Annotated in this window: 22 protein-coding genes and 1 tRNA gene; 17 read left to right on the forward strand and 6 right to left on the reverse strand. The window is 53.1% G+C overall.

Annotated elements, in window-relative coordinates; translation table 11 throughout:
* Positions 1 to 88 precede the first annotated feature (88 nt).
* On the reverse strand, positions 89 to 1480 hold the full coding sequence (gene pgtP, locus QEN31_RS07065; RefSeq protein ID WP_000955748.1) for a phosphoglycerate transporter PgtP: 1392 nt from the start codon (positions 1478 to 1480) through the stop codon (positions 89 to 91).
* A 435-nt stretch (positions 1481 to 1915) separates the two neighbouring features.
* Here pgtP and pgtC point away from each other — a divergent pair, with 435 nt between their 5' ends.
* The 4 genes from pgtC to pgtE all read left to right on the forward strand — a co-directional run bounded on the left by pgtC (position 1916) and on the right by pgtE (position 7555).
* Positions 1916 to 3109, forward strand: a complete 1194-nt coding sequence (pgtC, locus tag QEN31_RS07070) for a phosphoglycerate transport regulator PgtC (RefSeq protein WP_000467983.1) — start codon at positions 1916 to 1918, stop codon at positions 3107 to 3109.
* The gene (gene pgtB / locus QEN31_RS07075) at positions 3106 to 5112 is read left to right on the forward strand and encodes a two-component system sensor histidine kinase PgtB (protein ID WP_000678496.1); all 2007 of its coding nucleotides are present in this window, start codon (positions 3106 to 3108) and stop codon (positions 5110 to 5112) included. Before pgtC ends, pgtB begins: the two co-directional genes overlap by 4 nt.
* Positions 5102 to 6349, forward strand: coding sequence for a two-component system response regulator PgtA (pgtA, locus tag QEN31_RS07080; protein ID WP_000930843.1), 1248 nt, complete (start codon positions 5102 to 5104; stop codon positions 6347 to 6349). Before pgtB ends, pgtA begins: the two co-directional genes overlap by 11 nt.
* Positions 6350 to 6616: 267 nt before the next feature.
* Positions 6617 to 7555: an omptin family outer membrane protease PgtE gene (pgtE, locus tag QEN31_RS07085; protein WP_099949632.1), complete on the forward strand. Its 939-nt coding sequence runs from the start codon at positions 6617 to 6619 to the stop codon at positions 7553 to 7555.
* A gap of 156 nt (positions 7556 to 7711) precedes the next feature.
* Here pgtE and QEN31_RS07090 read toward each other — a convergent pair.
* Together QEN31_RS07090 and QEN31_RS07095 are read right to left on the reverse strand one after the other, a co-directional pair.
* Positions 7712 to 7786 (reverse strand) — tRNA-Arg (locus QEN31_RS07090).
* Positions 7787 to 7861: 75 nt separating this feature from the next.
* Positions 7862 to 8803 (reverse strand): formate/nitrite transporter family protein, encoded by a 942-nt coding sequence (locus QEN31_RS07095; protein ID WP_000377772.1) that lies wholly within the window; start codon positions 8801 to 8803, stop codon positions 7862 to 7864.
* Between the two features lie 288 nt (positions 8804 to 9091).
* Between QEN31_RS07095 and mlaA the strand changes: the two genes are divergently transcribed.
* On the forward strand, positions 9092 to 9847 hold the full coding sequence (gene mlaA / locus QEN31_RS07100) for a phospholipid-binding lipoprotein MlaA (RefSeq protein WP_000776787.1): 756 nt from the start codon (positions 9092 to 9094) through the stop codon (positions 9845 to 9847).
* 60 nt (positions 9848 to 9907) lie between these two features.
* Here the strand turns inward: mlaA and fadL are convergent, their stop codons facing one another.
* Positions 9908 to 11215, reverse strand: a complete 1308-nt coding sequence (gene fadL / locus QEN31_RS07105; protein WP_001518618.1) for a long-chain fatty acid transporter FadL — start codon at positions 11213 to 11215, stop codon at positions 9908 to 9910.
* Between the two features lie 370 nt (positions 11216 to 11585).
* Between fadL and QEN31_RS07110 the strand changes: the two genes are divergently transcribed.
* The 4 genes from QEN31_RS07110 to sixA all read left to right on the forward strand — a co-directional run bounded on the left by QEN31_RS07110 (position 11586) and on the right by sixA (position 16199).
* On the forward strand, positions 11586 to 11870 hold the full coding sequence (locus tag QEN31_RS07110; RefSeq protein ID WP_000030904.1) for a YfcZ/YiiS family protein: 285 nt from the start codon (positions 11586 to 11588) through the stop codon (positions 11868 to 11870).
* Positions 11871 to 12047: 177 nt separating this feature from the next.
* Positions 12048 to 13358, forward strand: a complete 1311-nt coding sequence (gene fadI, locus QEN31_RS07115; RefSeq protein WP_001248125.1) for an acetyl-CoA C-acyltransferase FadI — start codon at positions 12048 to 12050, stop codon at positions 13356 to 13358.
* Complete coding sequence (gene fadJ, locus QEN31_RS07120; RefSeq protein ID WP_000214140.1) at positions 13358 to 15505, forward strand: fatty acid oxidation complex subunit alpha FadJ; 2148 nt, start codon at positions 13358 to 13360, stop codon at positions 15503 to 15505. The genes fadI and fadJ overlap by 1 nt, the downstream gene beginning before the upstream one ends.
* 208 nt (positions 15506 to 15713) lie before the next feature.
* Positions 15714 to 16199, forward strand: a complete 486-nt coding sequence (gene sixA / locus QEN31_RS07125) for a phosphohistidine phosphatase SixA (RefSeq protein ID WP_001195800.1) — start codon at positions 15714 to 15716, stop codon at positions 16197 to 16199.
* Positions 16200 to 16298: 99 nt separating this feature from the next.
* On the opposite strand, the gene smrB is transcribed toward sixA, so the two are convergent.
* Entirely contained in the window at positions 16299 to 16850 is a 552-nt protein-coding gene (smrB, locus tag QEN31_RS07130; RefSeq protein WP_099949633.1) for an endonuclease SmrB, read from the reverse strand.
* A 165-nt stretch (positions 16851 to 17015) separates the two neighbouring features.
* On the opposite strand from smrB, the gene prmB reads away from it, so the two are divergent.
* Genes prmB through QEN31_RS07160 form a run of 6 tightly spaced genes read left to right on the forward strand, consistent with a single transcriptional unit; the run spans position 17016 to position 21562 of the window.
* Positions 17016 to 17948 carry a 50S ribosomal protein L3 N(5)-glutamine methyltransferase gene (gene prmB, locus QEN31_RS07135; RefSeq protein ID WP_001542329.1) on the forward strand — a complete coding sequence of 311 codons (933 nt, stop codon included), beginning with the start codon at positions 17016 to 17018 and terminating at the stop codon, positions 17946 to 17948.
* Positions 17949 to 17983: 35 nt separating this feature from the next.
* A complete protein-coding gene (gene aroC, locus QEN31_RS07140; RefSeq protein WP_000918456.1) occupies positions 17984 to 19069 on the forward strand; it encodes a chorismate synthase in 1086 nt (361 codons plus the stop codon).
* A gap of 3 nt (positions 19070 to 19072) precedes the next feature.
* The gene (gene mepA, locus QEN31_RS07145; protein ID WP_000750428.1) at positions 19073 to 19897 is read left to right on the forward strand and encodes a penicillin-insensitive murein endopeptidase; all 825 of its coding nucleotides are present in this window, start codon (positions 19073 to 19075) and stop codon (positions 19895 to 19897) included.
* Entirely contained in the window at positions 19897 to 20706 is an 810-nt protein-coding gene (locus tag QEN31_RS07150; protein WP_000368599.1) for a sulfite exporter TauE/SafE family protein, read from the forward strand. The genes mepA and QEN31_RS07150 overlap by 1 nt, the downstream gene beginning before the upstream one ends.
* Positions 20706 to 21254, forward strand: a complete 549-nt coding sequence (locus tag QEN31_RS07155) for an elongation factor P hydroxylase (protein WP_001066345.1) — start codon at positions 20706 to 20708, stop codon at positions 21252 to 21254. Before QEN31_RS07150 ends, QEN31_RS07155 begins: the two co-directional genes overlap by 1 nt.
* A 32-nt stretch (positions 21255 to 21286) precedes the next feature.
* The gene (locus QEN31_RS07160; protein ID WP_000559749.1) at positions 21287 to 21562 is read left to right on the forward strand and encodes a YfcL family protein; all 276 of its coding nucleotides are present in this window, start codon (positions 21287 to 21289) and stop codon (positions 21560 to 21562) included.
* 51 nt (positions 21563 to 21613) lie between these two features.
* On the opposite strand, the gene mnmC is transcribed toward QEN31_RS07160, so the two are convergent.
* Complete coding sequence (gene mnmC / locus QEN31_RS07165) at positions 21614 to 23614, reverse strand: bifunctional tRNA (5-methylaminomethyl-2-thiouridine)(34)-methyltransferase MnmD/FAD-dependent 5-carboxymethylaminomethyl-2-thiouridine(34) oxidoreductase MnmC (RefSeq protein WP_174221832.1); 2001 nt, start codon at positions 23612 to 23614, stop codon at positions 21614 to 21616.
* Positions 23615 to 23773: 159 nt separating this feature from the next.
* Between mnmC and fabB the strand changes: the two genes are divergently transcribed.
* Both fabB and tnpA read left to right on the forward strand, forming a co-directional pair.
* Positions 23774 to 24988 carry a beta-ketoacyl-ACP synthase I gene (fabB, locus tag QEN31_RS07170; RefSeq protein WP_000817161.1) on the forward strand — a complete coding sequence of 405 codons (1215 nt, stop codon included), beginning with the start codon at positions 23774 to 23776 and terminating at the stop codon, positions 24986 to 24988.
* A gap of 203 nt (positions 24989 to 25191) precedes the next feature.
* The gene (gene tnpA / locus QEN31_RS07175; RefSeq protein WP_000502119.1) at positions 25192 to 25650 is read left to right on the forward strand and encodes an IS200/IS605-like element IS200F family transposase; all 459 of its coding nucleotides are present in this window, start codon (positions 25192 to 25194) and stop codon (positions 25648 to 25650) included.
* Positions 25651 to 25751 lie beyond the last annotated feature (101 nt).

The raw sequence follows: 25751 nt of genomic DNA on the forward strand, positions 1-25751 counted from the left end.
AACTCGAATTATTTTGGGTATATACGATGCCAGTGAATAGATAGCGCCGACAATGTCGGCGCTTCTGTTCCCCAGGAAGGCTAATCGTTTATTGCGCGTCCGCAAGCTGCAGTGAGTCCTGATTATGTAACGCATTCTGGCGCTGGCGTTCCAGTTCCAGCGCGCCGCGATGGGAGAGGTAACAGAATAGAATGCAGCACACGATGCCGCCCATCAGAAGATAAAATCCGCCGTACCAGCCAAGTTTATCCACCATTACACCAAACAGGCTGGTGCCCAACGAGGCGCCGAAAATATAGCTCATGAACCCACGTAAACCGACGGCGGAACCTACGGCAAAGCTGGGGACTATCTCCATTGTCTGTACGGACGCGAGGAACTGCGGGACGTAAATCAGACAACCTACAATGGCGGCGAAAATCGTTACCATCAGCAAAGATTCACTTTTCCAGTATCCGATCAGACAGACAAAAATCAGCGCCATGCAAATCATGGCTAACGGCATTCTGCGGCCCTTAAACAGTTTATCTGACAGCCAGCCTGCCAGTAGCGTGGAGGGAATCGCCGCCCACTCGAAAAAGAGAAACGCGACGCTCATCTGTTCTTTTGAAAAGTGTTTTACTGTCAACAGATAGATAGGCAACCAGCTAATCATGCCAAACCGCACCATATAGACGAAGACATCCACCAGCGAAATATACCAGGCATTTTTATTGCGCAGCACATAAGTACAGAAGATTTGCCATGCGCTCATATTTTCCGGCGCTTTTGCCGTATTCTTCGTTTTCAGTACGACTTTTTCTTCCGGCATCATCTGTTCCAGGGAGGGAAGACCTTCTTTGCGCGGCGAACCTTTTCCCAAGACCAGAACAATTAAGGCAAAAATGACGGCGACGCAGGCCGGAACGATATAACTGGCGCTTTGCCAGTGTTCGCTGCCCAATATCGCAAAAGCCGCACCGACGATAGGCGCGACGATCCCGCCGCCAACGTTATGCGAGATATTCCAGAAGGCGCCTACGCGTCCGCGCTCCCGACGAGGGAACCAGTTTGCAATAGTAATAAACGAGGGGCCGACGCCCATGCCCTGAAAAAGGCCATTGAAGACCACCAGAGCGGCAAATATCCAGAATGCGCTACTGAATCCCAGCCCAACGTTAACAATCGCGCAGAGTACCAGACCGCACGCCATGAAGACTTTTGGGCTGGCTTTATCCGCCAGACTGCTCATTACGCCTTTACTGATTCCGTAAGCAATAAGCATACAGCTACTCAGCAGGCCGATTTGCGTAGCGCTGAGATCCAATTGCTCTTTTAAATAAGGCGTCGATAATGTGAAGTTGTTTCTGACTATATAGTAAGCGAGATATCCCAGAAATACACTTAACAATGCCTGTATACGATATCGACCATATGTGGCCTGGACTTTTTCCGGTGGGACTTTATGCGCCGATTGCCCTGTTTTTAATATTGTTAACATGGAGTCACCTGTATTTTATAGTGAGATGAACATCAGGAGGTTTTGTCGGTAGAGTGAAAGGAGTGACAATAAAATTCAAGTCGAAGAAATGTGTCAAAATTGACTCAATTGGGTGAATTTAAAGGTTATTTTTGACCCATCCTGAAGGGTGTGGTGAAACTTTAATTATTGGCATGGCCGTTTTATCGTTAGCATGTGCGGATATTAACAAATTTGCTGCCAGTGATCTGATACGCTTTATTGATGTTTTCGGGCGACGGACCCGTTATTATTCAAATAACGTTGTTCTGGATGCCAACAGAAATAAAAGGGTAAGTTTTGTCTCAATATTTTCTTTATGTGATATCGATATTTATGAACGGGATCACAAATCGACTTTTCTCATGCTGTAGTCGTTTCGCCAGAGTGGGCGCTTTTACGCTATGGCTGGCGGCAATGTTCGGTTCTTGCCAGGCGTACAGCCGCGAGCTGGTGATGGCAACGACCTTTTCACCCAGCGCGACCGCCTGGATTATCCAGCGCTGGCAGACGGAGCCGGGTTCCGTCATGATTCGTACGCTCAACCGTACCAGCGGTTCTTTAGAGCAATTACTTGATACGGCGAATGCGGAAAATGTCGATCTGATCCTGACGTCATCCCCCATGCTGTTGCAACACCTTCAGGAGCACCAAAAGCTGGCGCTATTGGATAGCGCGCCTGCCGCCAGCCAGAAGCTGGTGCCGCGTTCTATCCGCTCAACTTCAGTGGCGGTAGCGGTATCCGGATTTGGGCTATTGATCAACCGTTCAGCGCTCGCTGCGCGCCATCTTCCGCCGCCTGCCGACTGGCAGGATATGGGCCTGCCCAGTTACCAGGGCGCTCTATTAATGAGCAGTCCGTCACGCTCAGACACGAATCATTTGATGGTGGAGTCGCTGTTGCAGCAAAAAGGCTGGACGGCAGGATGGGCAACGCTGCTGGCAATCTCGGGTAATCTGGTCACGATTTCCTCTCGCAGTTTCGGCGTAGCGGATAAAATCAAAAGCGGGCTTGGCGTTGCCGGGCCGGTCATTGATAACTATGCTAATTTGCTACTTAACGATCCTAATCTTGCTTTTACCTATTTCCCGTATTCTGCGGTGTCGCCCACTTACGTCGCGGTGTTGAAAAACAGCCGTCATGCAGACGAAGCGCGTGCTTTTATTCATTACTTATTAAGTCCGAAAGGGCAAAGGATACTGGCTGACGCGAATACCGGTAAGTATCCCGTCGCACCGCTTAGCGCCGATAATCCTCGCGCCGCGCAACAACAGCGTTTGATGGCCCAGCCGCCGTTGAACTATCGTCTGATCCTGAAGCGTCAGCAACTGGTACAACGCATGTTTGATACCGCGATCAGTTTTCGTCTCGCGCAGCTTAAAGATGCATGGCGAGCGTTGCACAGCGCAGAAACGCGGCTTAAACGCCCCTTACCTGAAATCAGAGCCTTATTGACCAGCGTCCCGGTGGATGCGGCAAGCAGCGAAGATGAAACCTGGCTGGCGCAGTTTGATAATAAAAGCTTTGCCGAACAAAAAATGATGGAGTGGCAGATCTGGTTTCTGAACAATCAGCGGCTGGCGATTCACAAACTGGAAGAGCTGAAATGAAGGGGAGATTATTGCAACGGCTTCGTCAGCTCAGTATCAGCAACAGTTTACGGGGTGCATTTTTAACGGGCGCATTACTGACGCTGATTGTCAGTATGGTCAGCCTTTATTCCTGGCATGAGCAAAGTTCGCAGGTTCGCTATTCGCTTGATGAATATTTTCCTCGCATCCACTCCGCTTTTTTAATTGAGGGGAACCTGAATCTGGCCGTGGATCAACTCAATGAATTTTTGCTGGCGCCGAACACGACGGTACGTTTGCAGTTACGTACGCAGATTATTCAGCATCTGGATAAGATTGAGCGTCTCAGTCAGGGGCTTCAGCTTGCTGAGCGCCGGCAACTGGCCGTCATTTTACAGGATAGCCGGACCTTGCTGGCGGAGCTGGACAATGCCCTCTACAACATGTTTTTGGTGCGGGAGAAAGTTAGCGAGCTTTCCGCTCGCATTGACTGGCTCCATGATGATTTCACCACGGAGCTAAATTCGCTGGTACAGGATTTTACCTGGCAGCAGGGGACGCTGCTCGATCAAATTGAGGCGAATCAGGGCGATGCAGCGCAGTATTTGCAACGTTCGCGCGAGGTGCAGAACGAGCAACAGCAGGTATATACCCTGGCGCGAATTGAAAATCAGATTGTTGACGACCTGCGCGACAGATTGAATGAACTCAAGTCCGGCAATAATGACGGGATGCTGGTGGAGACCCATATTCGCTATCTGGAAAACCTAAAAAAAACGGCGGATGAGAATATTCGTGCGCTGGATGACTGGCCCAGTACGATCACGCTGCGGCAAACCATCGACGAACTATTGGAAATCGGGATGGTAAAAAATAAGATGCCCGATACCATGCGCGATTATGTTGCGGCGCAAAAAGCCTTACTGGACGCCAGCCGCGCCAGAGAGGCTACGCTAGGGCGCTTTCGCACGCTGCTTGAGGCGCAGTTAGGTAGTAGTCACCAGCAAATGCAGACGTTCAATCAACGCCTGGAACAGATTGTTCGCGTTAGCGGCGGGCTTATTTTAGTGGCGACGCTCCTGGCGTTGCTACTGGCCTGGGGACTCAACCACTATTTTATCCGTTCCCGACTGGTGAAGCGTTTTACCGCGCTTAATCAGGCTGTGGTACAGATAGGGCTGGGGAGAACCGACTCGACTATCCCGGTTTACGGGCGCGATGAGCTAGGACGGATAGCCCGTTTGCTACGTCATACGCTGGGCCAGCTCAATATGCAACGCAGGCAGCTTGAACAAGAGGTCGCCGAGCGCAAAGAGATAGAAGCCGACCTGCGCGCCATGCAGGATGAGTTGATTCAGACGGCGAAACTGGCGGTAGTCGGCCAGACCATGACCACGCTGGCGCATGAAATTAACCAGCCGCTGAATGCGCTTTCAATGTATTTATTTACGGCGGGACGCGCGATTGAACAAGGTCAGAGCGGACAGGCGAGAAATACGCTCACCAAAGCGGAAGGGCTCATTAACCGGATTGACGCCATTATCCGTTCGCTGCGGCAGTTTACCCGTCGGGCGGAGCTGGAAACGCCATTGTATCCCGTTGATCTGCGCCAAACCTTTGTGGCGGCATGGGAGTTATTAGCCATGCGCCACCAATCCCGGCAGGGAGCGCTTTCACTGCCAACCGACACCGTATGGGTTAGCGGCGATGAAGTGCGTATTCAGCAGGTTCTGGTGAATGTGCTGGCGAATGCGCTTGACGCCTGTTCGCATGATGCGGTGATCGCGGTGACGTGGCAGACGCAGGGAGAGGCGCTGGAGGTTTATATTGCAGATAACGGCCCTGGCTGGCCTGTGGCGCTGTTGCCCTCTTTACTCAAGCCGTTTACCACCAGTAAAGCTGTCGGGTTGGGTATTGGGCTGTCGATTAGCGTGTCGCTGATGGCGCAAATGAAGGGCGACCTGCGTCTGGCGTCGACGCTGACGCGTAACGCTTGCGTGGTGCTGCAATTCTCGGTAACGGATGTCGATGATGTTGAATGATGAATGTTCTATTTTGCTGATTGATGATGACGTTGATGTACTTGACGCCTATACCCAAATGCTTGAGCAGGCAGGCTACCGCGTGCGTGGCTTTACCCATCCTTTCGAGGCCAAAGAGTGGGTAAAAGCGGATTGGGAGGGGATCGTTTTGAGCGATGTGTGTATGCCGGGGTGTTCCGGTATCGATCTGATGACGCTGTTTCATCAGGATGACGATCAACTGCCAATCTTATTGATTACCGGACATGGCGATGTACCGATGGCGGTTGATGCGGTGAAAAAGGGCGCCTGGGATTTTCTGCAAAAACCCGTCGATCCGGGCAAGCTGTTGATATTAATTGAAGACGCGCTACGCCAGCGCCGGTCGGTCATTGCACGGCGGCAATATTGCCAGCAGACGTTACAGGTTGAACTGATTGGGCGCAGCGAGTGGATGAATCAGTTTCGACAACGGTTACAACAACTGGCGGAAACGGACATTGCCGTATGGTTTTACGGTGAGCATGGCACTGGACGTATGACTGGCGCCCGTTATCTCCATCAACTGGGGCGTAACGCGAAAGGGCCGTTTGTACGCTATGAACTTACGCCGGAGAATGCCGGGCAGTTGGAGACATTCATCGACCAGGCGCAAGGAGGCACGCTGGTGTTGAGTCATCCCGAATATCTGACACGCGAACAGCAGCACCATCTGGCGCGTTTACAAAGCCTGGAGCATCGGCCTTTTCGTTTGGTGGGCGTTGGCAGCGCTTCGCTGGTGGAGCAGGCGGCAGCTAACCAGATTGCGGCCGAGCTTTACTACTGTTTCGCCATGACCCAAATCGCCTGCCAGTCTCTTTCTCAGCGACCGGATGATATCGAGCCGTTATTTCGCCATTATCTTCGAAAAGCCTGCCTGCGACTCAATCATCCAGTGCCGGAAATAGCGGGGGAATTACTGAAAGGAATAATGCGACGCGCCTGGCCAAGCAATGTGCGCGAACTGGCTAATGCGGCAGAGCTTTTTGCTGTTGGCGTGCTGCCGCTGGCGGAAACGGTCAACCCGCAGTTGCTTCTTCAGGAGCCGACCCCGCTTGACCGGCGCGTTGAAGAGTATGAGCGACAAATCATTACCGAAGCATTAAATATTCATCAGGGACGAATTAATGAAGTGGCGGAGTACCTGCAAATTCCCCGTAAAAAACTTTATCTGCGCATGAAAAAATATGGTCTAAGTAAAGAGCATTATAAATTCTGATATTACAGTTACTTTCAATCTGGCTGACAACATCAGCAACGATGTCGTTAGCCAGATAACGTCGCATCACCGTAATGGTAAATCATTCCATCATGATTATAGATTGCTTATTATTCACCTGAGCATCAAATTCTATTTCTTAACTTCAATATAAGGTAAAAATGCGTCAAGTTCTCTGGCGTAATAAATGTACTCTTGTCCGACGATTTGACAAGATGAAAACTTCATCACCTCTCCAGATTACATCTGAATATGAGGACAAGAGAAATGAAAAAACATGCTATTGCAGTAATGATGATCGCCGTATTTTCTGAGTCGGTTTATGCGGAGTCTGCCTTATTTATTCCGGACGTCTCTCCTGATAGCGTCACGACATCCCTTTCCGTGGGTGTGTTAAATGGTAAATCCAGGGAGCTGGTTTATGATACCGACACCGGGCGGAAGCTGAGTCAACTGGATTGGAAAATAAAAAATGTCGCCACGTTGCAGGGGGATTTATCATGGGAACCCTATTCGTTCATGACGCTGGACGCCCGCGGCTGGACGTCTTTGGCGTCGGGATCGGGTCATATGGTTGACCATGACTGGATGAGCAGTGAGCAGCCAGGCTGGACCGATCGTTCAATTCATCCGGACACCAGCGTCAACTATGCTAATGAATACGATTTGAACGTGAAAGGTTGGTTATTGCAGGGCGATAACTACAAGGCGGGCGTAACAGCGGGCTATCAGGAAACCCGTTTTAGCTGGACGGCAAGAGGCGGGTCTTATATTTATGATAATGGTCGATATATTGGTAATTTTCCTCATGGCGTGCGCGGCATAGGTTATAGCCAGCGTTTCGAAATGCCCTATATCGGGCTGGCGGGTGATTATCGTATTAATGACTTTGAGTGTAATGTACTGTTTAAATACAGCGACTGGGTAAATGCGCATGATAATGACGAACACTACATGCGCAAACTTACCTTCCGTGAAAAAACGGAAAATTCACGATATTATGGCGCTTCTGTTGACGCCGGATATTATATTACCAGTAATGCAAAAATCTTTGCTGAGTTTGCTTACAGTAAATATGAAGAAGGTAAGGGCGGTACGCAAATCATAGATAAAACCAGCGGTGATACGGCGTATTTTGGTGGCGATGCCGCAGGTATAGCTAATAATAACTATACGGTTACCGCGGGGTTGCAGTATCGCTTCTAGACCACATCGGGATGTCATCGGTCATAACCGGCCGATGACGACTTTTTGCTGAACGTATGGCATGTCCGGTGATATTGCATAGGGGCAATAAAAGCAACATGAAAGGGAAACCGCTCGAAAGGTTATGCAGCAAGAAGAGAATGTCCTGGGTATCAATGGTGTCCCCTGCAGGAATCGAACCTGCAACTAGCCCTTAGGAGGGGCTCGTTATATCCATTTAACTAAGGGGACAACGCGGCGCCAGTATAGCGTTTTTTATTCGCCGGAGTAAGTGTAGCGCCGCCTGACTGGTTAAACCGTCGCCACTCAGCGCTGTTTTTCCGCTTTTTTCCGCTCCCGTTCCAGGCGCTCGCCGCGTAGCCTCGCTTCTTCCTTACGTTTATTGCTCATATCGTTGCGGATCTGCGCGTGGCTCATTAATGCGAAAATAAAGGTGCCGCCGCAGATATTTCCGGCAAGTGTGGGAAGGGCGAAGGGCCAGAGAAAGTCGCTCCAGGGCAGCGTGCCGTTGAAAACCAAATACAAAATTTCAACGGAACCGACGACAATATGGGTGGTATCGCCCAGCGCGATAAGCCAGGTCATCAAAATAATGACCACAATTTTTGCCCCGCCTGCTGCAGGAAACATCCATACCATTGTGGCGATGATCCAGCCAGAGATAATCGCGTTGGCAAACATCTCCGTTGGGCTATTTTTCATGACCTCCATACCAATTTTGACAAAGGCGTCGCGGGTCTCTTCATCAAATATAGGCATATATTCAAATGCCCACGCCGCAACCCCGGTGCCAATAAGGTTGCCCAATAAGACTACGCCCCATAAGCGCATCAGCAGGCCAACGTTACTCAGAGTGGGATTTTGCATTACCGGCAATACGGCGGTAACGGTGTTTTCAGTAAATAATTGCTGGCGGGCCATGATGACAATGATAAAACCAAAGGTATAGCCGAGATTTTCCAGTAAAAAGCCGCCGGGAACGCCTTCAAGCTGCACGTGAAAAATCCCTTTCGCCAGGAGTGATGCCCCCATAGAAAGTCCTGCGGCAATAGCTGACCAGAGCAAAGCCATCGCATCGCGTTCCATCTCTTTTTCACCATCCTGGCGAATATGTTCATGAATCGCCATGGCGCGGGAAGGAAGACGATCTTCATCCACTTCAATCTCTTTACCGCTTTGTTTTTCTTCGCTTTCAACTTCCAGGTCACTGCTGTGCCGGTTAATTTTATCGTCGTTAAGGCTATCCATGATGATCTCTGCTGATTAACACATATTAATAAAGCGTAGCGGTTTTTCATTTACCCAGGCCGGGGCATTCTCCGAAAAAATAAAAATGATCACGCTCGTTTTTATCTGTTTCGTTAGAATAGGGCCGTCACGTTGTTGCGTTACCAGGCTATGCTCAAAGCAATGAGATCGCGCATATAGACATCGTTTGACGTGCTGTTAAAATCGCTCACACCTAAACAGGCGGATACGGTAGCGTTCCGTCATGGATGGCAATCAGCGATAGCCATAATTCACAGGGAGACATCTATGAAGCTTCGCCTGTCGGCGCTGGCGCTGGGAACCACACTGCTGGTCGGGTGTGCGAGTTCCGGTACAGAACAGCAGGGGCGTTCAGACCCATTTGAAGGGTTTAACCGCACCATGTACAACTTCAACTTTAATGTGCTGGACCCGTATGTTGTTCGGCCGGTCGCGGTCGCCTGGCGTGATTATGTTCCACAGCCTGCGCGTAACGGTTTAAGTAATTTCACCGGCAACCTCGAAGAACCGGCGATCATGGTGAACTATTTCCTGCAGGGCGATCCTTATCAGGGTATGGTGCATTTCACCCGTTTCTTCCTGAATACCTTATTAGGGATGGGCGGCTTTATTGACGTCGCGGGAATGGCGAATCCTAAGCTGCAGCGCGTTGAACCGCATCGCTTTGGCAGTACGCTGGGCCATTATGGCGTGGGGTATGGGCCTTATATGCAACTTCCGTTCTACGGCAGCTTCACGCTGCGTGAAGATGGCGGGGATATGGCGGATACCTTGTATCCGGTGCTCTCGTGGTTGACCTGGCCAATGTCCATAGGAAAATGGACTATCGAAGGGATAGAAACCCGCGCGCAGTTGCTGGACTCCGATGGTTTGCTGCGCCAGTCTTCCGATCCTTATATTATGGTGCGCGAGGCGTACTTCCAGCGTCATGACTTTATCGCCAATGGCGGAAAACTCAAGCCGCAGGAAAACCCGAACGCGCAGGCGATTCAGGACGAACTCAAAGAGATCGACTCGGAATAAACGGCAGTAAATAAAAAGGTGAGCGCAATGCTCACCTTTTTGATCCGTTTCAGAAAGAGATTAGAACGCGTAGTTAAAGTTAGTACCGAACAGCCAGGCTTTCCCTTCAGATTCAAACTGATAAGGGCCTTCATTAATTTTCACGCTCTGACCATGCATATAAGAGACGCCAACGTCGACAGACGCATCTTTGTTAAAGGCGTAAGTCGTACCGGCGCTCAGCCAGAAACGGTCCTGGTCCGGAATAGAGATAGAACGGTTTTGCGCTGGTACCGGGCTGTCATCGAAGGCGATACCGGTACGGAACGTCCAGTTGTCATCGTAGTAATAGGTGGTACCCAACGCAATGCGATAAGCGTCTTTAAAGCCTTCATGCTTCTCAAAGAGCGTATCGCCGGCGGTCGATTTTGCCTTCAATTCCTGGAACTGGCTCCAGCTGGTATAGGCCAGGCTATAGTGGATGGCCCACTGTGGCGCCACACGGTTATAACCGGACACTTCCCACATTTCCGGCAGATTCAGCGTCAGGTAGCCTGACTGCGTCGCGCCGCCGGTTGCCGTTGGGATAGGCAGGTTAAATCGGTTTATAGCGATGGGAAGATCGCTACTGTAGTTGCCTTTAAAGTCAATTTTGACTTCCGAGCGGTAGGTCAGCGCGTAGCGGTTATTTTTATCCAATTCATAAAGGATACCGGCATTCCAGCCAAAGCCCCACTGATTACCGTTCAGGTGGGCAATCTTGGTGTCGCTGGGAATCTGACCCGCGACCGGCGCCAGCGCCGGATTCTGTGCCGCGACCAACTGGCCTAAATCGCCCGCAAAACGTTCGATTTTTGCACGCGCGTATACCGCATCAAAGCCGAGGCCGAAGCTCCAGGCCTCATTTAAGCGATAAGCGCCGCTTAAATTCAGGTTCATGGTTTCAAGATCGGTCGTACCGCCAACCGAGCCGCCGGCGTATGTGTCGTTAAACTCTGTCGCCAGACCATAGTTAGAGGTAATAGAAGCCCCCCAGCCAAACTGGTCGTTAATCGGGGCGACAAAATGGACGTTCGGCACCCAGGCCGTCGGCGCGATGTTATCCGCATCTAACGTCCGACGAGATGGCGATGTCCCGCTAATATTAACATCAGGATCAATATAAACCGCGCCCGCTGAAAACGTCGGGCGGTCAAACATGGTAATTAACGCCGGGTTGCGGCTAACGTTACCCGCATCATCTGCGATTGCGCCTTCACCCGAATAGGCCCGGCCAAGGCCAGAGGAAGAAAATTCGTTTAACTGAAAGCCTGCAGACCAGGCCTGGGTGGAGATGATTGCCACTGCGACTGCGAGAGCAGACTTTGTAAACAGGGTTTTCTGGCTCATGACCATAACCTCATTGATTATTTTTATACAAACTATGTTACATGCTGTAACAGGAGCGCGAAGTGTAGGGTCTGCGGTACGACTTAGAAATCAGACCAGTGGCGAGAGTATAGGTCTGACCAGCTAGAATGTTGCAAGTATGTTTATAAGTTTTTTCAATTGTGATCTTAGAAACGAGATCTGGCTGGCAAAATCGGCGGGCTTAACGGTCACCCGATCGCGCGATTTTTGTTTTAGATCATTTTTAAGTGTGATTTCGGTCACTTAACGCGTTTCCCACCATTAACGACTGGAGAGGCGAATGCCGGGAGCGTAAAATATCCCCATCGTTTATCTGGCACCCTGGGTGCAAATACAGAGGAAATCTACAATGAGTAAATGCAGTGCTGATGAAACCCCGGTTTGCTGCTGTATGGACGTTGGAACCATCATGGACAACTCCGATTGCACCGCGTCATACAGCCGCGTATTCGCTACCCGCGCAGAGGCTGAAGAGACGCTGGCGGCGTTAACCGAAAAAGCGCGTAGCGTGGAGTCTGAACCTTGCCAAATTACGCCAACCTTTACCGAGGAATCCGAAGGCGTTCGTCTGGATATTGATTTTGTTTTCGCCTGCGAAGCAGAAACGCTGATCTTCCAGCTCGGCCTGCGTTAATCCGTTCATTCACGACGCCTCCGTCATCATCTGGCGGAGGCGTTTTCTTTTTTTGTCGCTTCCCTTCACTGTGCCTTAGCTCCCACTTTCTTTTCTCTCTGCTTGGCTAAATGTAAAAAATTGGTTAAGACTGTGATCAGGTCAGACCACTAATTTATTTTTTTACAGGGGAGTACTATGCGTCAGGCTTTACCGTTGGTCACCCGCCAGGGCGATCGCATTGCTATTGTCAGTGGGTTACGAACCCCCTTCGCTCGTCAGGCCACTGCATTTCATGGTATTCCCGCTGTTGATCTCGGCAAGATGGTGGTAGGCGAGCTGCTGGCGCGCAGTGAAATTCCAGCCGATGCCATTGAGCAACTGGTTTTTGGTCAGGTAGTACAAATGCCGGAAGCCCCCAATATTGCGCGCGAAATTGTGCTGGGTACGGGGATGAATGTTCATACCGATGCCTATAGCGTAAGCCGCGCCTGCGCCACCAGTTTTCAGGCGGTAGCGAATGTGGCGGAAAGCCTGATGGCCGGCACGATACGCGCCGGTATCGCTGGCGGCGCAGATTCGTCGTCGGTACTGCCAATAGGCGTGAGTAAAGCCCTGGCGCGGGTACTGGTTGATGTCAATAAAGCCCGGACGACCCGCCAACGGCTGACGCTTTTTTCTCGTCTGCGCTTACGCGACCTGCTGCCCGTTCCTCCCGCCGTTGCTGAGTATTCCACCGGTCTGCGCATGGGCGATACCGCCGAACAGATGGCGAAAACGTATGGTATTACGCGTGAACAGCAGGACGCGCTGGCGCATCGTTCACATCAGCGCGCCGCGCAGGCATGGGCGGAGGGCAAACTGGCGGAAGAAGTGATGACGACCTATGTGCCGCCGTATAAAAACCCCTTTGCAGAAGACAACAACATTCGCGGCGCCTCCACGCTGGCGGACTACGCTAAACTGCGTCCCGCTTTTGACCGAAAACATGGCTCCGTAACCGCCGCCAACAGTACACCGCTGACCGACGGCGCTGCCGCCGTTATTCTGATGACCGAATCCCGCGCTAAAGAGCTGGGGCTGCGCCCGCTTGGTTATCTGCGCAGCTACGCCTTTACCGCTATTGATGTCTGGCAGGACATGCTATTGGGGCCGGCCTGGTCAACGCCGCTGGCGCTGGAGCGGGCCGGGTTGACGATGGCCGATCTGACGCTTTTTGACATGCATGAAGCGTTTGCCGCTCAGACTCTGGCGAACTTACAACTGCTGGGCAGCGAACGATTTGCCCGTGAGGTGCTTGGTTGTGCGCAGGCGACAGGGGAGGTGGATGACGCTAAATTCAACGTGCTCGGCGGCTCAATCGCCTACGGGCATCCTTTTGCCGCAACGGGCGCGCGGATGATAACCCAAACGTTGCATGAATTACGGCGTCGGGGCGGAGGTTTTGGCCTGGTCACGGCCTGCGCGGCTGGCGGTCTTGGCGCGGCGATGGTTCTGGAGGCGGAATAATGACTACCACATCAGCTTTTATGCTTAACGTGCGTCTGGATAATGTCGCGGTTGTCGCTATTGATGTCCCTGGAGAAAAGGTGAACACCCTGAAAGCGGAGTTTGCCGCGCAGGTACGCGCCATCCTGAAGCAGATCCGGGAAAATAAAGCGTTGCAGGGCGTTGTTTTTATCTCAGCCAAAGCAGATAACTTTATTGCTGGCGCTGATATCAACATGATAGGTCACTGCCAAAACGCGCAGGAAGCGGAAACGCTGGCGCGTCAGGGGCAACAACTGATGGCGGAGATCCAGGCGTTGCCTGTTCCGGTTATCGCTGCCATTCACGGCGCCTGCCTGGGGGGCGGTCTTGAAATGGCGCTGGCCTGCCATCGGCGTATCTGTACCGACGACGTTAAAACCGTTCTCGGACTGCCGGAGGTACAGTTAGGGCTTTTACCGGGATCGGGCGGAACGCAGCGACTTCCACGGCTGGTGGGGGTCAGTACCGCGCTGGATATGATCCTGACAGGTAAACAGCTTCGCGCCAGACAGGCGCTTAAAGCCGGGCTGGTTGATGATGTGGTGCCGCAAACTATTTTACTGGAAGCGGCTGTCGAGCTGGCTAAAAAAGAACGCCTGGCGCAGCGGACATTACCGGTCCGTGAACGTATCCTGGCGGGGCCGCTGGGGCGCGCGCTGTTATTTCGCCTGGTGCGTAAAAAGACAGCGCAAAAAACGCAGGGTAATTATCCGGCGACGGAGCGGATCATTGATGTGATTGAAACCGGACTGGCGCAGGGCAGCAGTAGCGGCTATGACGCGGAAGCGCGCGCTTTCGGCGAGCTGGCGATGACGCCTCAATCGCAGGCGCTGCGCGCTGTTTTCTTTGCCAGTACCGAGGTGAAAAAAGATCCCGGTAGCGATGCGCCGCCCGGCCCGCTGAACAGCGTGGGCATCTTAGGCGGCGGGTTAATGGGCGGCGGTATCGCCTGGGTTACGGCCTGTAAAGGCGGTTTGCCAGTACGAATTAAGGATATAAATACTCAGGGGATCAATCATGCTCTGAAATACAGCTGGGATCTGCTTGAAACAAAAGTACGCCGCCGCCATATCAAAGCCAACGAACGCGATAAACAGTTGGCATTGATATCAGGTTCGACCGATTACCGTGGTTTCAGTCATCGTGATCTGGTCATTGAAGCGGTGTTTGAAGATCTGCCGTTAAAACAACAGATGGTGGCGGAAGTGGAACAAAATTGCGCTGCTCACACCATTTTTGCCTCCAATACTTCTTCCCTGCCGATTGGCGATATTGCGGCGAATGCGGCCAGACCGGAACAGGTGATTGGATTGCACTTTTTTAGCCCGGTCGAAAAAATGCCGCTGGTTGAGGTTATTCCTCATGCGTCTACTTCCGCGCAGACCATCGCCACGACCGTTAAGCTGGCGAAAAAACAGGGTAAAACCCCGATAGTCGTCAGTGATAAAGCCGGGTTTTATGTTAACCGAATTCTTGCGCCGTATATCAATGAGGCGATTCGGATGCTGACTGAAGGCGAACGCGTCGAACATATTGACGCCGCCCTGGTAAAATTTGGTTTTCCGGTGGGGCCAATCCAACTTTTGGATGAGGTAGGAATCGACACGGGCACTAAAATTATTCCTGTGCTTGAGGCGGCGTATGGAGAACGTTTTAGCGCGCCTGCAAATGTTGTCGCTTCAATTTTGAATGACGATCGCAAAGGTAGAAAAAATGGTCGCGGTTTCTATCTTTATGGCGAAAAAGGGCGTAAAAGCAAAAAACAGGTTGACCCTGCTATTTATAAGCTTATTGGCGTGCAAGGGCAGAGTCGACTGTCTGCGCAGCAGGTGGCAGAGCGCTGTGTCATGTTAATGCTTAACGAAGCGGCGCGCTGTTTCGACGAAAAAGTGATTCGCAGCGCGCGCGATGGCGATATTGGCGCCGTGTTTGGTATCGGTTTTCCGCCGTTTCTCGGTGGCCCGTTCCGCTATATGGATGCTCTCGGGCCGGGTGAAATGGTGGCGACATTACAGCGCCTGGCCGCACTTTACGGTCCTCGTTACGCGCCTTGTGAACAATTAGTGCGCATGGCGGAGCGCAGGGAGCATTTCTGGACGAATGGGGAAACTGACCAGGGAAATTGAGGTCAAAGAGAATATGAATCCGCACTGAATGCCTCCTTAGTGGCGAAATAATAATCAAGGATTGACTATACTTACGCCATTGAGGTAAAAAACAGCGTTTCATTCAGTGAATGGATAAGGCACAATGCCGGCCACCGCATTTTTGCCGCAGCCAATAGGGGCATGTGGTAAGCGTGTTGGTGAAACTGGTTAACAAAAGCGGTGCAATATGCAAGTTTTTATCATGCGTCACGGCGACGCAGCCCTCGATGCCGCCAGTGATTCGGTTCGTCCCTTGACCCCTTGTGGGTGTGACGAGTCTCGCCTGATGGCGAACTGGCTGAAAGGTCAAAAAGTGGATATCGAACGTGTTCTGGTGAGTCCGTTTCTTCGGGCCGAACAGACGTTAGATGTGGTCGGCGATTGTATGAATCTGCCGGCTCAGGTGGATGTCCTGCCGGAGCTAACGCCCTGTGGCGATGTCGGTCTGGTCAGCGCCTACCTCCAGGCGCTGGCCAATGAAGAGATCGGATCGGTGCTGGTGATCTCTCACTTACCTCTGGTCGGATACCTGGTATCTGAGCTTTGTCCGGGCGAAACGCCGCCGATGTTCACGACGTCCGCAATTGCCAACGTTACGCTTGATGAAAGCGGCAAGGGGACATTCAACTGGCAAATGAGTCCCTGCAATCTGAAAATGGCGAAAGCGATTTAATCTTTGCTGCCTGATGGCGCTTCGCTTATCAGGCCTACGACAGCGTTGGCTGTTCGTAGGCTGGATAAGGCGCTTGCGCCGCCATCCGGCAATTCCGCATCAGGGTAATTCGGGCGGTTGCCACTCTTCCACTTCAATCAACACCAGCAGCGCGGCGTCGCCGCCGTACTCTTTCGGCGCCTGATGAAAGGCCATCACATGCGGATGCTGCGCCAGCCATAACGGCGTTTGCTGTTTCAGAATATGTTTACCGTGTCCATGCATGACGCAGGCGCAAAAAATATGTTCCCGACGGCAGGCGGCAATCAGCACTCCCAGTTCCTGCTTGGCCTGAAGCTGCGTTAAGCCGTGTAAATCCAGAAACAGTTCCGGCGAATAGTCGCCGCGGCGCATTTTTTTTAGCTCGAAATGGCTGACATCTTCACGGACATACTTTACCGGCCCTTCCGTATTGAGCAGCGGCTGGAACTCATCAGAAAAATAGTGGCTGGCGTCCGCCTGTTCCTGAATTAACCTTCGGGTAGGGACTTCCGTGATTTTCTTGCGCAGCGGCCGATGGACGATAGTATCCTGTTTAATCTTTCGGGTGCCGACCATCAGCTGACGGAACAGCGCCTGGTCCTCCTCGCTGAGCGATGTTTTCTTTTTCATTCGTGGGTCTCGTCTGATCTTTTGCCTTAGTTTACCCGACCCGGAGGATATCCGAACGGTCAAAACGGATTTTTCGTATTCTCCCGCCGCGTCAATGCTGATTTATCCCTGTCTTCGTGGCAAACTAGCCGCCGAATTTAATGCGAGCATGCCCTGGAGGAATACGTGGATAAAATTTTCGTCGATGAAGCAGTAAGTGAACTGCATACCATTCAGGACATGTTGCGCTGGGCGGTAAGCCGCTTTAGCGCGGCGAATATCTGGTATGGACACGGTACCGATAACCCGTGGGATGAAGCGGTACAACTGGTGTTGCCGTCTCTTTATCTGCCGCTGGATATTCCGGAGGATATGCGGACCGCGCGGCTGACGTCCAGCGAAAAACACCGCATTGTCGAGCGAGTGATTCGTCGCATTAACGAGCGTATCCCGGTCGCCTACCTGACCAATAAAGCCTGGTTCTGCGGCCACGAATTTTATGTCGATGAGCGCGTGCTGGTGCCGCGTTCGCCGATTGGCGAGCTGATTAATAACCACTTCGCCGGCCTTATTAGCCAACAGCCGAAATATATTCTGGATATGTGTACCGGTAGCGGCTGCATCGCCATCGCCTGTGCTTATGCTTTCCCGGACGCAGAGGTTGATGCGGTCGATATTTCGCCGGATGCGCTGGCTGTCGCCGAGCATAACATTGAAGAACACGGTCTTATCCATCACGTGACGCCAATCCGTTCCGATCTGTTCCGCGATCTGCCGAAAGTTCAGTACGATCTGATTGTCACTAACCCGCCTTATGTCGATGCGGAGGATATGTCCGATCTGCCGAACGAATATCGCCACGAACCTGAGCTGGGGCTGGCGTCCGGCACTGACGGCCTCAAATTGACCCGTCGTATCCTGGGGAATGCGCCGGATTATCTGTCCGATGACGGCGTTCTGATTTGTGAAGTCGGAAACAGCATGGTACATCTGATGGAGCAGTATCCGGATGTGCCGTTCACCTGGCTGGAGTTTGACAACGGCGGCGATGGCGTCTTTATGTTGACCAAAGCGCAGTTGCTCGCGGCCCGTGAACATTTCAACATTTATAAAGATTAAAACACGCAAACGACAACAACGATAACGGAGCCGTGATGGCAGGAAACACAATTGGACAACTCTTTCGCGTAACCACTTTCGGCGAATCACACGGGCTGGCGCTTGGGTGTATCGTCGATGGCGTGCCGCCCGGCATCCCGTTAACGGAGGCCGATCTGCAGCACGATCTCGACAGACGCCGCCCCGGCACCTCGCGCTATACTACCCAGCGCCGCGAACCGGATCAGGTAAAAATTCTCTCCGGCGTGTTTGATGGCGTGACGACCGGCACCAGCATTGGCCTGCTGATTGAAAACACCGATCAGCGCTCGCAGGACTACAGCGCGATTAAAGATGTTTTTCGTCCGGGACACGCGGATTACACCTATGAGCAGAAATACGGCCTGCGTGATTACCGTGGCGGTGGACGTTCTTCCGCGCGTGAAACCGCGATGCGCGTAGCGGCAGGGGCGATCGCCAAGAAATACCTGGCGGAAAAGTTCGGTATCGAAATCCGCGGCTGCCTGACCCAGATGGGCGACATTCCGCTGGAGATTAAAGACTGGCGTCAGGTTGAGCTTAATCCGTTCTTTTGCCCCGATGCAGACAAACTTGACGCGCTGGACGAACTGATGCGCGCGCTGAAAAAAGAGGGTGACTCCATCGGCGCGAAAGTGACGGTGATGGCGAGCGGCGTGCCGGCAGGGCTTGGCGAACCGGTATTTGACCGACTGGATGCGGACATCGCCCATGCGCTGATGAGCATCAATGCGGTGAAAGGCGTGGAGATCGGCGAAGGATTTAACGTGGTGGCGCTGCGCGGCAGCCAGAATCGCGATGAAATCACGGCGCAGGGTTTTCAGAGCAACCACGCTGGCGGCATCCTCGGTGGCATCAGTAGCGGGCAACACATTGTGGCGCATATGGCGCTGAAACCTACCTCCAGCATTACCGTGCCGGGACGTACGATCAACCGGGCAGGTGAAGAAGTCGAAATGATCACCAAAGGGCGCCACGATCCGTGTGTGGGGATTCGCGCAGTGCCGATCGCAGAAGCCATGCTGGCGATCGTGCTGATGGATCACCTGCTGCGCCATCGGGCACAGAATGCGGATGTAAAGACAGAGATTCCACGCTGGTAAGAAATGAAAAAAACCGCGATTGCGCTGCTGGCATGGTTTGTCAGTAGCGCCAGCCTGGCGGCGACGCCGTGGCAGAAAATAACTCATCCTGTCCCCGGCGCCGCCCAGTCTATTGGTAGCTTTGCTAACGGATGCATCATTGGCGCCGACACGTTGCCGGTACAGTCCGATAATTATCAGGTGATGCGCACCGATCAGCGCCGTTATTTCGGCCACCCGGATCTGGTTATGTTTATCCAGCGGTTGAGTCATCAGGCGCAGCAACGGGGGCTCGGAACCGTCCTGATAGGCGACATGGGGATGCCTGCCGGAGGCCGCTTTAATGGCGGACACGCCAGTCATCAGACCGGGCTTGATGTGGATATTTTCTTGCAGTTGCCGAAAACGCGCTGGAGCCAGGCGCAGCTATTGCGCCCGCAGGCGTTAGATCTGGTGTCCCGCGACGGTAAACACGTCGTGCCGTCGCGCTGGTCGTCGGATATCGCCAGTCTGATCAAACTGGCGGCACAAGACAATGACGTCACCCGTATTTTCGTCAATCCGGCTATTAAACAACAGCTTTGCCTCGATGCCGGAAACGATCGTGACTGGCTACGTAAAGTACGCCCCTGGTTCCAGCATCGCGCGCATATGCACGTGCGTTTACGCTGCCCTGCCGACAGCCTGGAGTGCGAAGATCAACCTTTACCCCCGCCGGGCGATGGATGCGGCGCTGAACTGCAAAGCTGGTTCGAACCGCCAAAACCTGGCACCACAAAGCCTGAGAAGAAGACACCGCCGCCGCTGCCGCCTTCCTGCCAGGCGCTACTGGATGAGCATGTACTCTGATGGACAATTTTTATGATCTGTTTATGGTCTCCCCGCTGCTGCTGGTGGTGCTGTTTTTTGTCGCCGTACTGGCAGGATTTATCGATTCTATCGCCGGGGGCGGAGGGCTGCTCACTATCCCTGCGCTGATGGCCGCCGGGATGTCGCCGGCAAACGCGCTGGCGACCAATAAATTACAGGCGTGCGGCGGCTCCCTCTCGTCTTCGCTCTATTTTATTCGCCGTAAAGTGGTAAACCTGGCCGAGCAAAAGCTCAATATTCTGATGACGTTCATTGGCTCAATGAGCGGCGCGCTGCTGGTGCAGCACGTGCAGGCGGATATTTTGCGCCAGATCTTGCCTATCCTGGTGATTTTCATCGGCCTCTATTTTTTATTGATGCCGAAGCTGGGCGAGGAAGATCGCCAGCGCCGCCTGTATGGATTACCGTTCGCGCTGATAGCCGGGGGATGCGTCGGGTTTTACGACGGCTTTTTCGGGCCTGCCGCCGGGTCGTTTTACGCTCTGGCGTTTGTCACCTTATGTGGCTATAACCTGGCGAAATCCACGGCACATGCCAAAGTGCTTAACGCTACCTCCAACGTTGGCGGCCTGCTGTTATTTATCATCGGCGGCAAAGTGATCTGGGCGACGGGCTTCGTGATGCTGGTTGGTCAGTTTTTAGGGGCGCGAATGGGGTCGCGTCTGGTATTGAGCAAAGGCCAAAAGCTTATCAGACCGATGATCGTTATTGTCTCGGCGGTAATGAGCGCCAGGTTACTTTATGATAGCCACGGACAGGAGATCCTCCACTGGTTGGGGATGAATTAATGAACAATACGCACCATTACGAACAGTTAATTGAGATTTTTAACGGCTGCTTTGCCGAAGAATTTAATACCCGTCTGATTAAAGGCGACGACGAACCGATCTATCTTCCTGCTGACGCGCAGGTACCGTACCACCGCATCGTCTTTGCGCATGGGTTTTACGCCAGCGCGCTGCATGAGATTTCTCACTGGTGTATCGCCGGTAAGGCGCGCCGCGAACTGGTTGACTTTGGTTACTGGTACTGCCCGGATGGACGCGACGCGCAGACCCAAAGTCAATTTGAAGACGTCGAGGTGAAGCCACAGGCTTTCGACTGGTTGTTTTGCGTGGCGGCGGGGTATCCCTTTAACGTCAGTTGCGACAATCTGGAAGGCGATATTGAGCCGGATCGCGTGGCGTTTCAGCGCCGGGTTCATGCGCAGGTAATGGCGTATCTGGAGCAGGGCATTCCTGAACGTCCGGCCCGCTTCATCAAAGCGCTACAGAATTACTATCACACGCCCGAACTTAAGGCGGAACAGTTCCCGTGGCCGGAAGCGCTTAATTAAAGCCAGCGCCACGTTTACAATGAGGAAAGAAGATGATCGCGGAGTTTGAATCACGCATTCTGGCATTAATTGACGATATGGTAGAGCACGCCAGCGACGATGAGCTTTTTGCCAGTGGATACCTGCGTGGCCACCTGACGTTAGCCATTGCCGAGCTGGAGAGCGGTGATGACCACTCCGTTGAGGCGGTCTATGCCAACGTTAGCCAAAGTCTGGAGAAAGCGATCGGCGCCGGCGAACTGTCGCCGCGCGATCAGGCGTTAGTCAAAGCGATGTGGGACAATTTGTTCGACAAGGCAAAACAATAACGCCGTGGGCCGGAAGGCGACGCTTGCCGCCTTCCGCTATTGACTGACCCATTACTTCACCACTTTTCCCTTCAATAACTTTCTCACCCATAACCGATTTGGATTTAACGCCGCCAGCGTACCGGCATCCAGTGGAATCGGCTCGTTACTCATCTGCGCCGCTAGAATTTCTGCGCATAATGGCGCTGAGCACAAACCGCGCGATCCCAGCGCGCCGAGCATAAATAAACCCGGATACACAGGCGCAGGCGCCGCCGACGTTTTGTTATCGGCTAAATCGGCGTAATGCGTCAGCGTGGCATGGTAATCCGGAACATTGCCCACCATCGGCAGATGGTCGCGGGTTGCGCAACGCACGCCGCAACGGGCGCTGTTGCCGCTAACGTCAACCTCTGTGGCCCAGTTCGCATCCGGAAAACAGTCAAGCAGACGCTGTCGGTTCTGACGCTGATCTTCTTCGCGCCAGACGGTGCTTTCGTCACCCCGGTGATAGCTGGCGCCAATACAGTGCTGCTGATTATGCGGATTTTGCGGCGTCAGATAGCCGTCGTAGCATAACACCTGACGCAACGCCGAGAGGGCGGGGGTGGTGGGAATATGACTGACCTGCCCCCCGACGGCATACACCGGCAGCGGCTGGGTCTGATCAAAACGGTTAATCTGATGGCCGTTCGCCAGGACGACGGTCTCATGGCTGGCGGTTTCACCTGACGTAAAGCGCAGTTGCCAGCACGACTCCTGCGCAACGAGCGACGTGAGCGTATGGCAAAAGCGCGTTTGTAAACCCTGCTCGGTCGCCAGAGCGATGACTGCGCGAGTTAATTGTTCCGGGCACAGCCAGCCGCCTGCCGGATAGGTAATTCCTCCGCAGCGTGTCGTCACGCCAACCGCCTGTTCCGCCTCTTCGGCATTGAGCGCCGAGGCCAGTCCGGCGGGCAGCGCCAGGGACAGCATCTGGGCAATTTTCTGCTGGCTTTTCTCATCCCATCCGAGCTGCGTCACGCCGCACCAGTCATGATCAAAAGAGACGGGCAGGGCATCATACAGGCGACGGGCAAAGGTGAATGCGGTCGGGAAAAAGCGATTAATGGCGGCGTCATGTTTGCTAAGGAGTGGATAAAGCGCACCCTGTCGATTACCGGAGGCGCCCTGGGCGGGCTGGTCGTCCGCGCAATAGAGCGTCACCTGCCAGCCGCGACGCAGTAACGCCAGTGATAACAGCGCGCTGGCGATGCCGCCGCCAATGATCGCCGTTTCACGTTTTTCGCTTCCGCTGCGGTAAAACCAGGGCGCGGAAAGGGTCGGCATGAGGTGTTGTTCCATCACTCCGCAAAGCATCTCGCGTTTACGTCCGAAGCCTTTGCGTTTTTGCATGGTAAAACCGGCTTCCTGTAATCCCCGACGAACGAAGCCCGCCGAGGTAAACGTCGCCAGCGTTGCGCCGGGCCGCGCCAGCCGCGCCATCGCGTTAAACAGGTTTGGCGTCCACATATCCGGATTTTTCGCCGGGGCAAAACCGTCGAGGAACCAGGCGTCGACTGTTTGATTCAGCGTGGCGTCCAGTTGGTCGGTCAGCTCATTAATATCGCCAAACCACAAATCCAGCGTCACCCGACCCCGATCCAGCAATAGGCGGTGGCACCCCGGGAGCGGCAGCGGCCATTGCGCCTGCAGCTGCTCTGCCCAGGGCGCGAGCTCCGGCCAGTGTTGGTGCGCCAGCGCCAGATCGCCGCGCGTTAACGGGAATTTCTCAAAACTGATGAAATGTAACCTTTGCAGCGTCGCCTGTGGGTGCGCAGAACGAAAGCTGTCAAACGCCTGCCACAGCGTCAGGAAGTTGAGTCCGGTGCCAAAACCGCTTTCCGCGACTATAAATAATGGATGTGAATGTACGGGAAATCGCTCCACAAGACGATTGCCGCCAAGAAAAACGTAGCGTGTCTCTTCGAGTCCATTGTCATTAGAAAAATAGACATCATCAAAATCTCGGGAAACAGGTGTACCCTCAGCGTTAAATTCGAGTGTGGCGGGTTGTATGGCGTATTGTTTCACGTAAGTTACTCGTCTGACGGGCGGTATCGCGATCTTAACGATGTGTGCCTGATGGCGCAAATTTCCGTACTAAATGGCTGATCGGACTTGTTCGGCGTACAAGTGTACGCTATTGTGCCAATCGAAACTTAAAAATAGTGCGAATTACAGAGGTATTGAATGAAACGTGCAGTGATTACTGGCCTGGGCATCGTTTCCAGCATCGGTAATAACCAGCAGGAAGTCCTGGCATCTCTGCGTGAAGGACGTTCAGGGATCACTTTCTCTCAGGAGCTGAAGGACGCCGGCATGCGTAGCCAGGTATGGGGCAACGTAAAACTGGATACCACTGGCCTCATTGACCGCAAAGTCGTGCGCTTTATGAGCGACGCCTCCATCTATGCTTATCTGTCTATGGAGCAGGCAGTGGCCGACGCCGGTCTGGCGCCGGAAGTCTATCAGAATAACCCGCGTGTCGGCCTGATTGCAGGTTCCGGCGGCGGCTCCCCGAAATTCCAGGTCTTTGGCGCAGACGCCATGCGTAGCCCGCGTGGTCTGAAAGCCGTGGGCCCGTATGTGGTGACGAAAGCAATGGCATCCGGCGTTTCCGCCTGCCTCGCTACGCCGTTTAAAATTTATGGCGTGAACTACTCCATTAGCTCCGCTTGCGCGACCTCCGCACACTGTATCGGCAATGCGGTTGAACAGATCCAACTGGGCAAACAGGACATCGTTTTTGCTGGCGGCGGCGAAGAGCTGTGCTGGGAAATGGCCTGTGAGTTCGACGCGATGGGGGCACTGTCCACCAAATATAACGATACGCCTGAAAAAGCGTCCCGTACCTATGATGCGCACCGTGATGGGTTTGTCATCGCGGGCGGTGGCGGTATGGTTGTTGTCGAAGAGCTGGAACACGCTCTGGCGCGCGGCGCGCATATCTATGCGGAAATCGTCGGTTACGGCGCAACATCCGACGGCGCAGACATGGTTGCTCCGTCTGGTGAAGGCGCAGTACGTTGCATGCAGATGGCGATGCACGGCGTAGACACGCCGATCGACTACCTGAACTCTCACGGTACCTCTACTCCGGTAGGCGACGTGAAAGAACTCGGTGCAATCCGTGAAGTGTTTGGCGATAACAGCCCGGCTATCTCCGCGACCAAAGCGATGACCGGCCACTCGCTGGGTGCGGCTGGCGTGCAGGAAGCCATCTACTCTCTGCTGATGCTGGAGCACGGTTTTATCGCGCCGAGCATCAACATCGAAGAGCTGGATGAGCAGGCTGCGGGTCTGAACATCGTGACCGAAACGACCGAGCGTGAACTGACTACCGTAATGTCTAACAGCTTCGGTTTTGGCGGCACCAACGCCACGCTGGTGATGCGTAAGTTGTAAGCCTGACTATTACGTTGTAGTATCAACAATGAAACAGGTCGCTAATGCGACCTGTTTTTTGTCTATGGAAAACCCCCAGCTAGGCTGGGGGTTCCGGAAAGCTTTCAGCTTTAAGCCAGTTATTAAAACCCCTTTTGATTTGTTAAAACATCTTGCGGTCTGGCAACTGCAAAAGTTCAACAAGAAATCAAAAGGGGGTCCCAATGGGGGACGAAAAGAGCTTAGCGCACACCCGATGGAACTGTAAATATCACATAGTTTTCGCGCCCAAATACCGAAGACAAGCGTTCTATGGAGAGAAGCGTAGGGCAGTAGGCAGCATATTAAGAAAATTGTGTGAATGGAAAAACGTACGAATTCTGGAAGCAGAATGTTGTGCAGATCATATTCACATGCTTCTGGAGATCCCGCCGAAGATGAGTGTGTCGAGTTTCATGGGATATCTGAAGGGTAAAAGTAGTCTGATGCTTTACGAGCAGTTTGGGGATCTAAAATTCAAATACAGGAACAGGGAGTTCTGGTGCAGAGGGTACTATGTCGATACGGTGGGTAAGAACACGGCGAAGATACAGGACTACATAAAGCACCAGCTTGAAGAGGATAAAATGGGTGAGCAATTATCGATCCCGTATCCGGGCAGCCCGTTTACGGGCCGTAAGTAACGAAGTTTGATGCAAATGTCAGATCGTATGCGCCTGTTAGGGCGCGGCTGGTAAGAGAGCCTTATAGGCGCATCTGAAAAACCTCCGGCTATGCCGGAGGA

The organism is Salmonella sp. SA15303 (genome assembly GCF_029962125.1).
GTDB classification, from domain to species: Bacteria; Pseudomonadota; Gammaproteobacteria; order Enterobacterales; family Enterobacteriaceae; genus Salmonella; species Salmonella enterica.

Bases quoted from the DNA above. Each gene is read 5' to 3' on its own strand.
- pgtP (WP_000955748.1), bottom strand. From the start codon at position 1,480: ATGTTAACAATATTAAAAACAGGGCAATCGGCGCATAAAGTCCCACCG.
- pgtC (WP_000467983.1), top strand. From the start codon at position 1,916: ATGTTCGGTTCTTGCCAGGCGTACAGCCGCGAGCTGGTGATGGCAACG.
- pgtB (WP_000678496.1), top strand. From the start codon at position 3,106: ATGAAGGGGAGATTATTGCAACGGCTTCGTCAGCTCAGTATCAGCAAC.
- pgtA (WP_000930843.1), top strand. From the start codon at position 5,102: ATGTTGAATGATGAATGTTCTATTTTGCTGATTGATGATGACGTTGAT.
- pgtE (WP_099949632.1), top strand. From the start codon at position 6,617: ATGAAAAAACATGCTATTGCAGTAATGATGATCGCCGTATTTTCTGAG.
- QEN31_RS07095 (WP_000377772.1), bottom strand. From the start codon at position 8,803: ATGGATAGCCTTAACGACGATAAAATTAACCGGCACAGCAGTGACCTG.
- mlaA (WP_000776787.1), top strand. From the start codon at position 9,092: ATGAAGCTTCGCCTGTCGGCGCTGGCGCTGGGAACCACACTGCTGGTC.
- fadL (WP_001518618.1), bottom strand. From the start codon at position 11,215: ATGAGCCAGAAAACCCTGTTTACAAAGTCTGCTCTCGCAGTCGCAGTG.
- QEN31_RS07110 (WP_000030904.1), top strand. From the start codon at position 11,586: ATGAGTAAATGCAGTGCTGATGAAACCCCGGTTTGCTGCTGTATGGAC.
- fadI (WP_001248125.1), top strand. From the start codon at position 12,048: ATGCGTCAGGCTTTACCGTTGGTCACCCGCCAGGGCGATCGCATTGCT.
- fadJ (WP_000214140.1), top strand. From the start codon at position 13,358: ATGACTACCACATCAGCTTTTATGCTTAACGTGCGTCTGGATAATGTC.
- sixA (WP_001195800.1), top strand. From the start codon at position 15,714: ATGCAAGTTTTTATCATGCGTCACGGCGACGCAGCCCTCGATGCCGCC.
- smrB (WP_099949633.1), bottom strand. From the start codon at position 16,850: ATGAAAAAGAAAACATCGCTCAGCGAGGAGGACCAGGCGCTGTTCCGT.
- aroC (WP_000918456.1), top strand. From the start codon at position 17,984: ATGGCAGGAAACACAATTGGACAACTCTTTCGCGTAACCACTTTCGGC.
- mepA (WP_000750428.1), top strand. From the start codon at position 19,073: ATGAAAAAAACCGCGATTGCGCTGCTGGCATGGTTTGTCAGTAGCGCC.
- QEN31_RS07150 (WP_000368599.1), top strand. From the start codon at position 19,897: ATGGACAATTTTTATGATCTGTTTATGGTCTCCCCGCTGCTGCTGGTG.
- QEN31_RS07155 (WP_001066345.1), top strand. From the start codon at position 20,706: ATGAACAATACGCACCATTACGAACAGTTAATTGAGATTTTTAACGGC.
- QEN31_RS07160 (WP_000559749.1), top strand. From the start codon at position 21,287: ATGATCGCGGAGTTTGAATCACGCATTCTGGCATTAATTGACGATATG.
- fabB (WP_000817161.1), top strand. From the start codon at position 23,774: ATGAAACGTGCAGTGATTACTGGCCTGGGCATCGTTTCCAGCATCGGT.
- tnpA (WP_000502119.1), top strand. From the start codon at position 25,192: ATGGGGGACGAAAAGAGCTTAGCGCACACCCGATGGAACTGTAAATAT.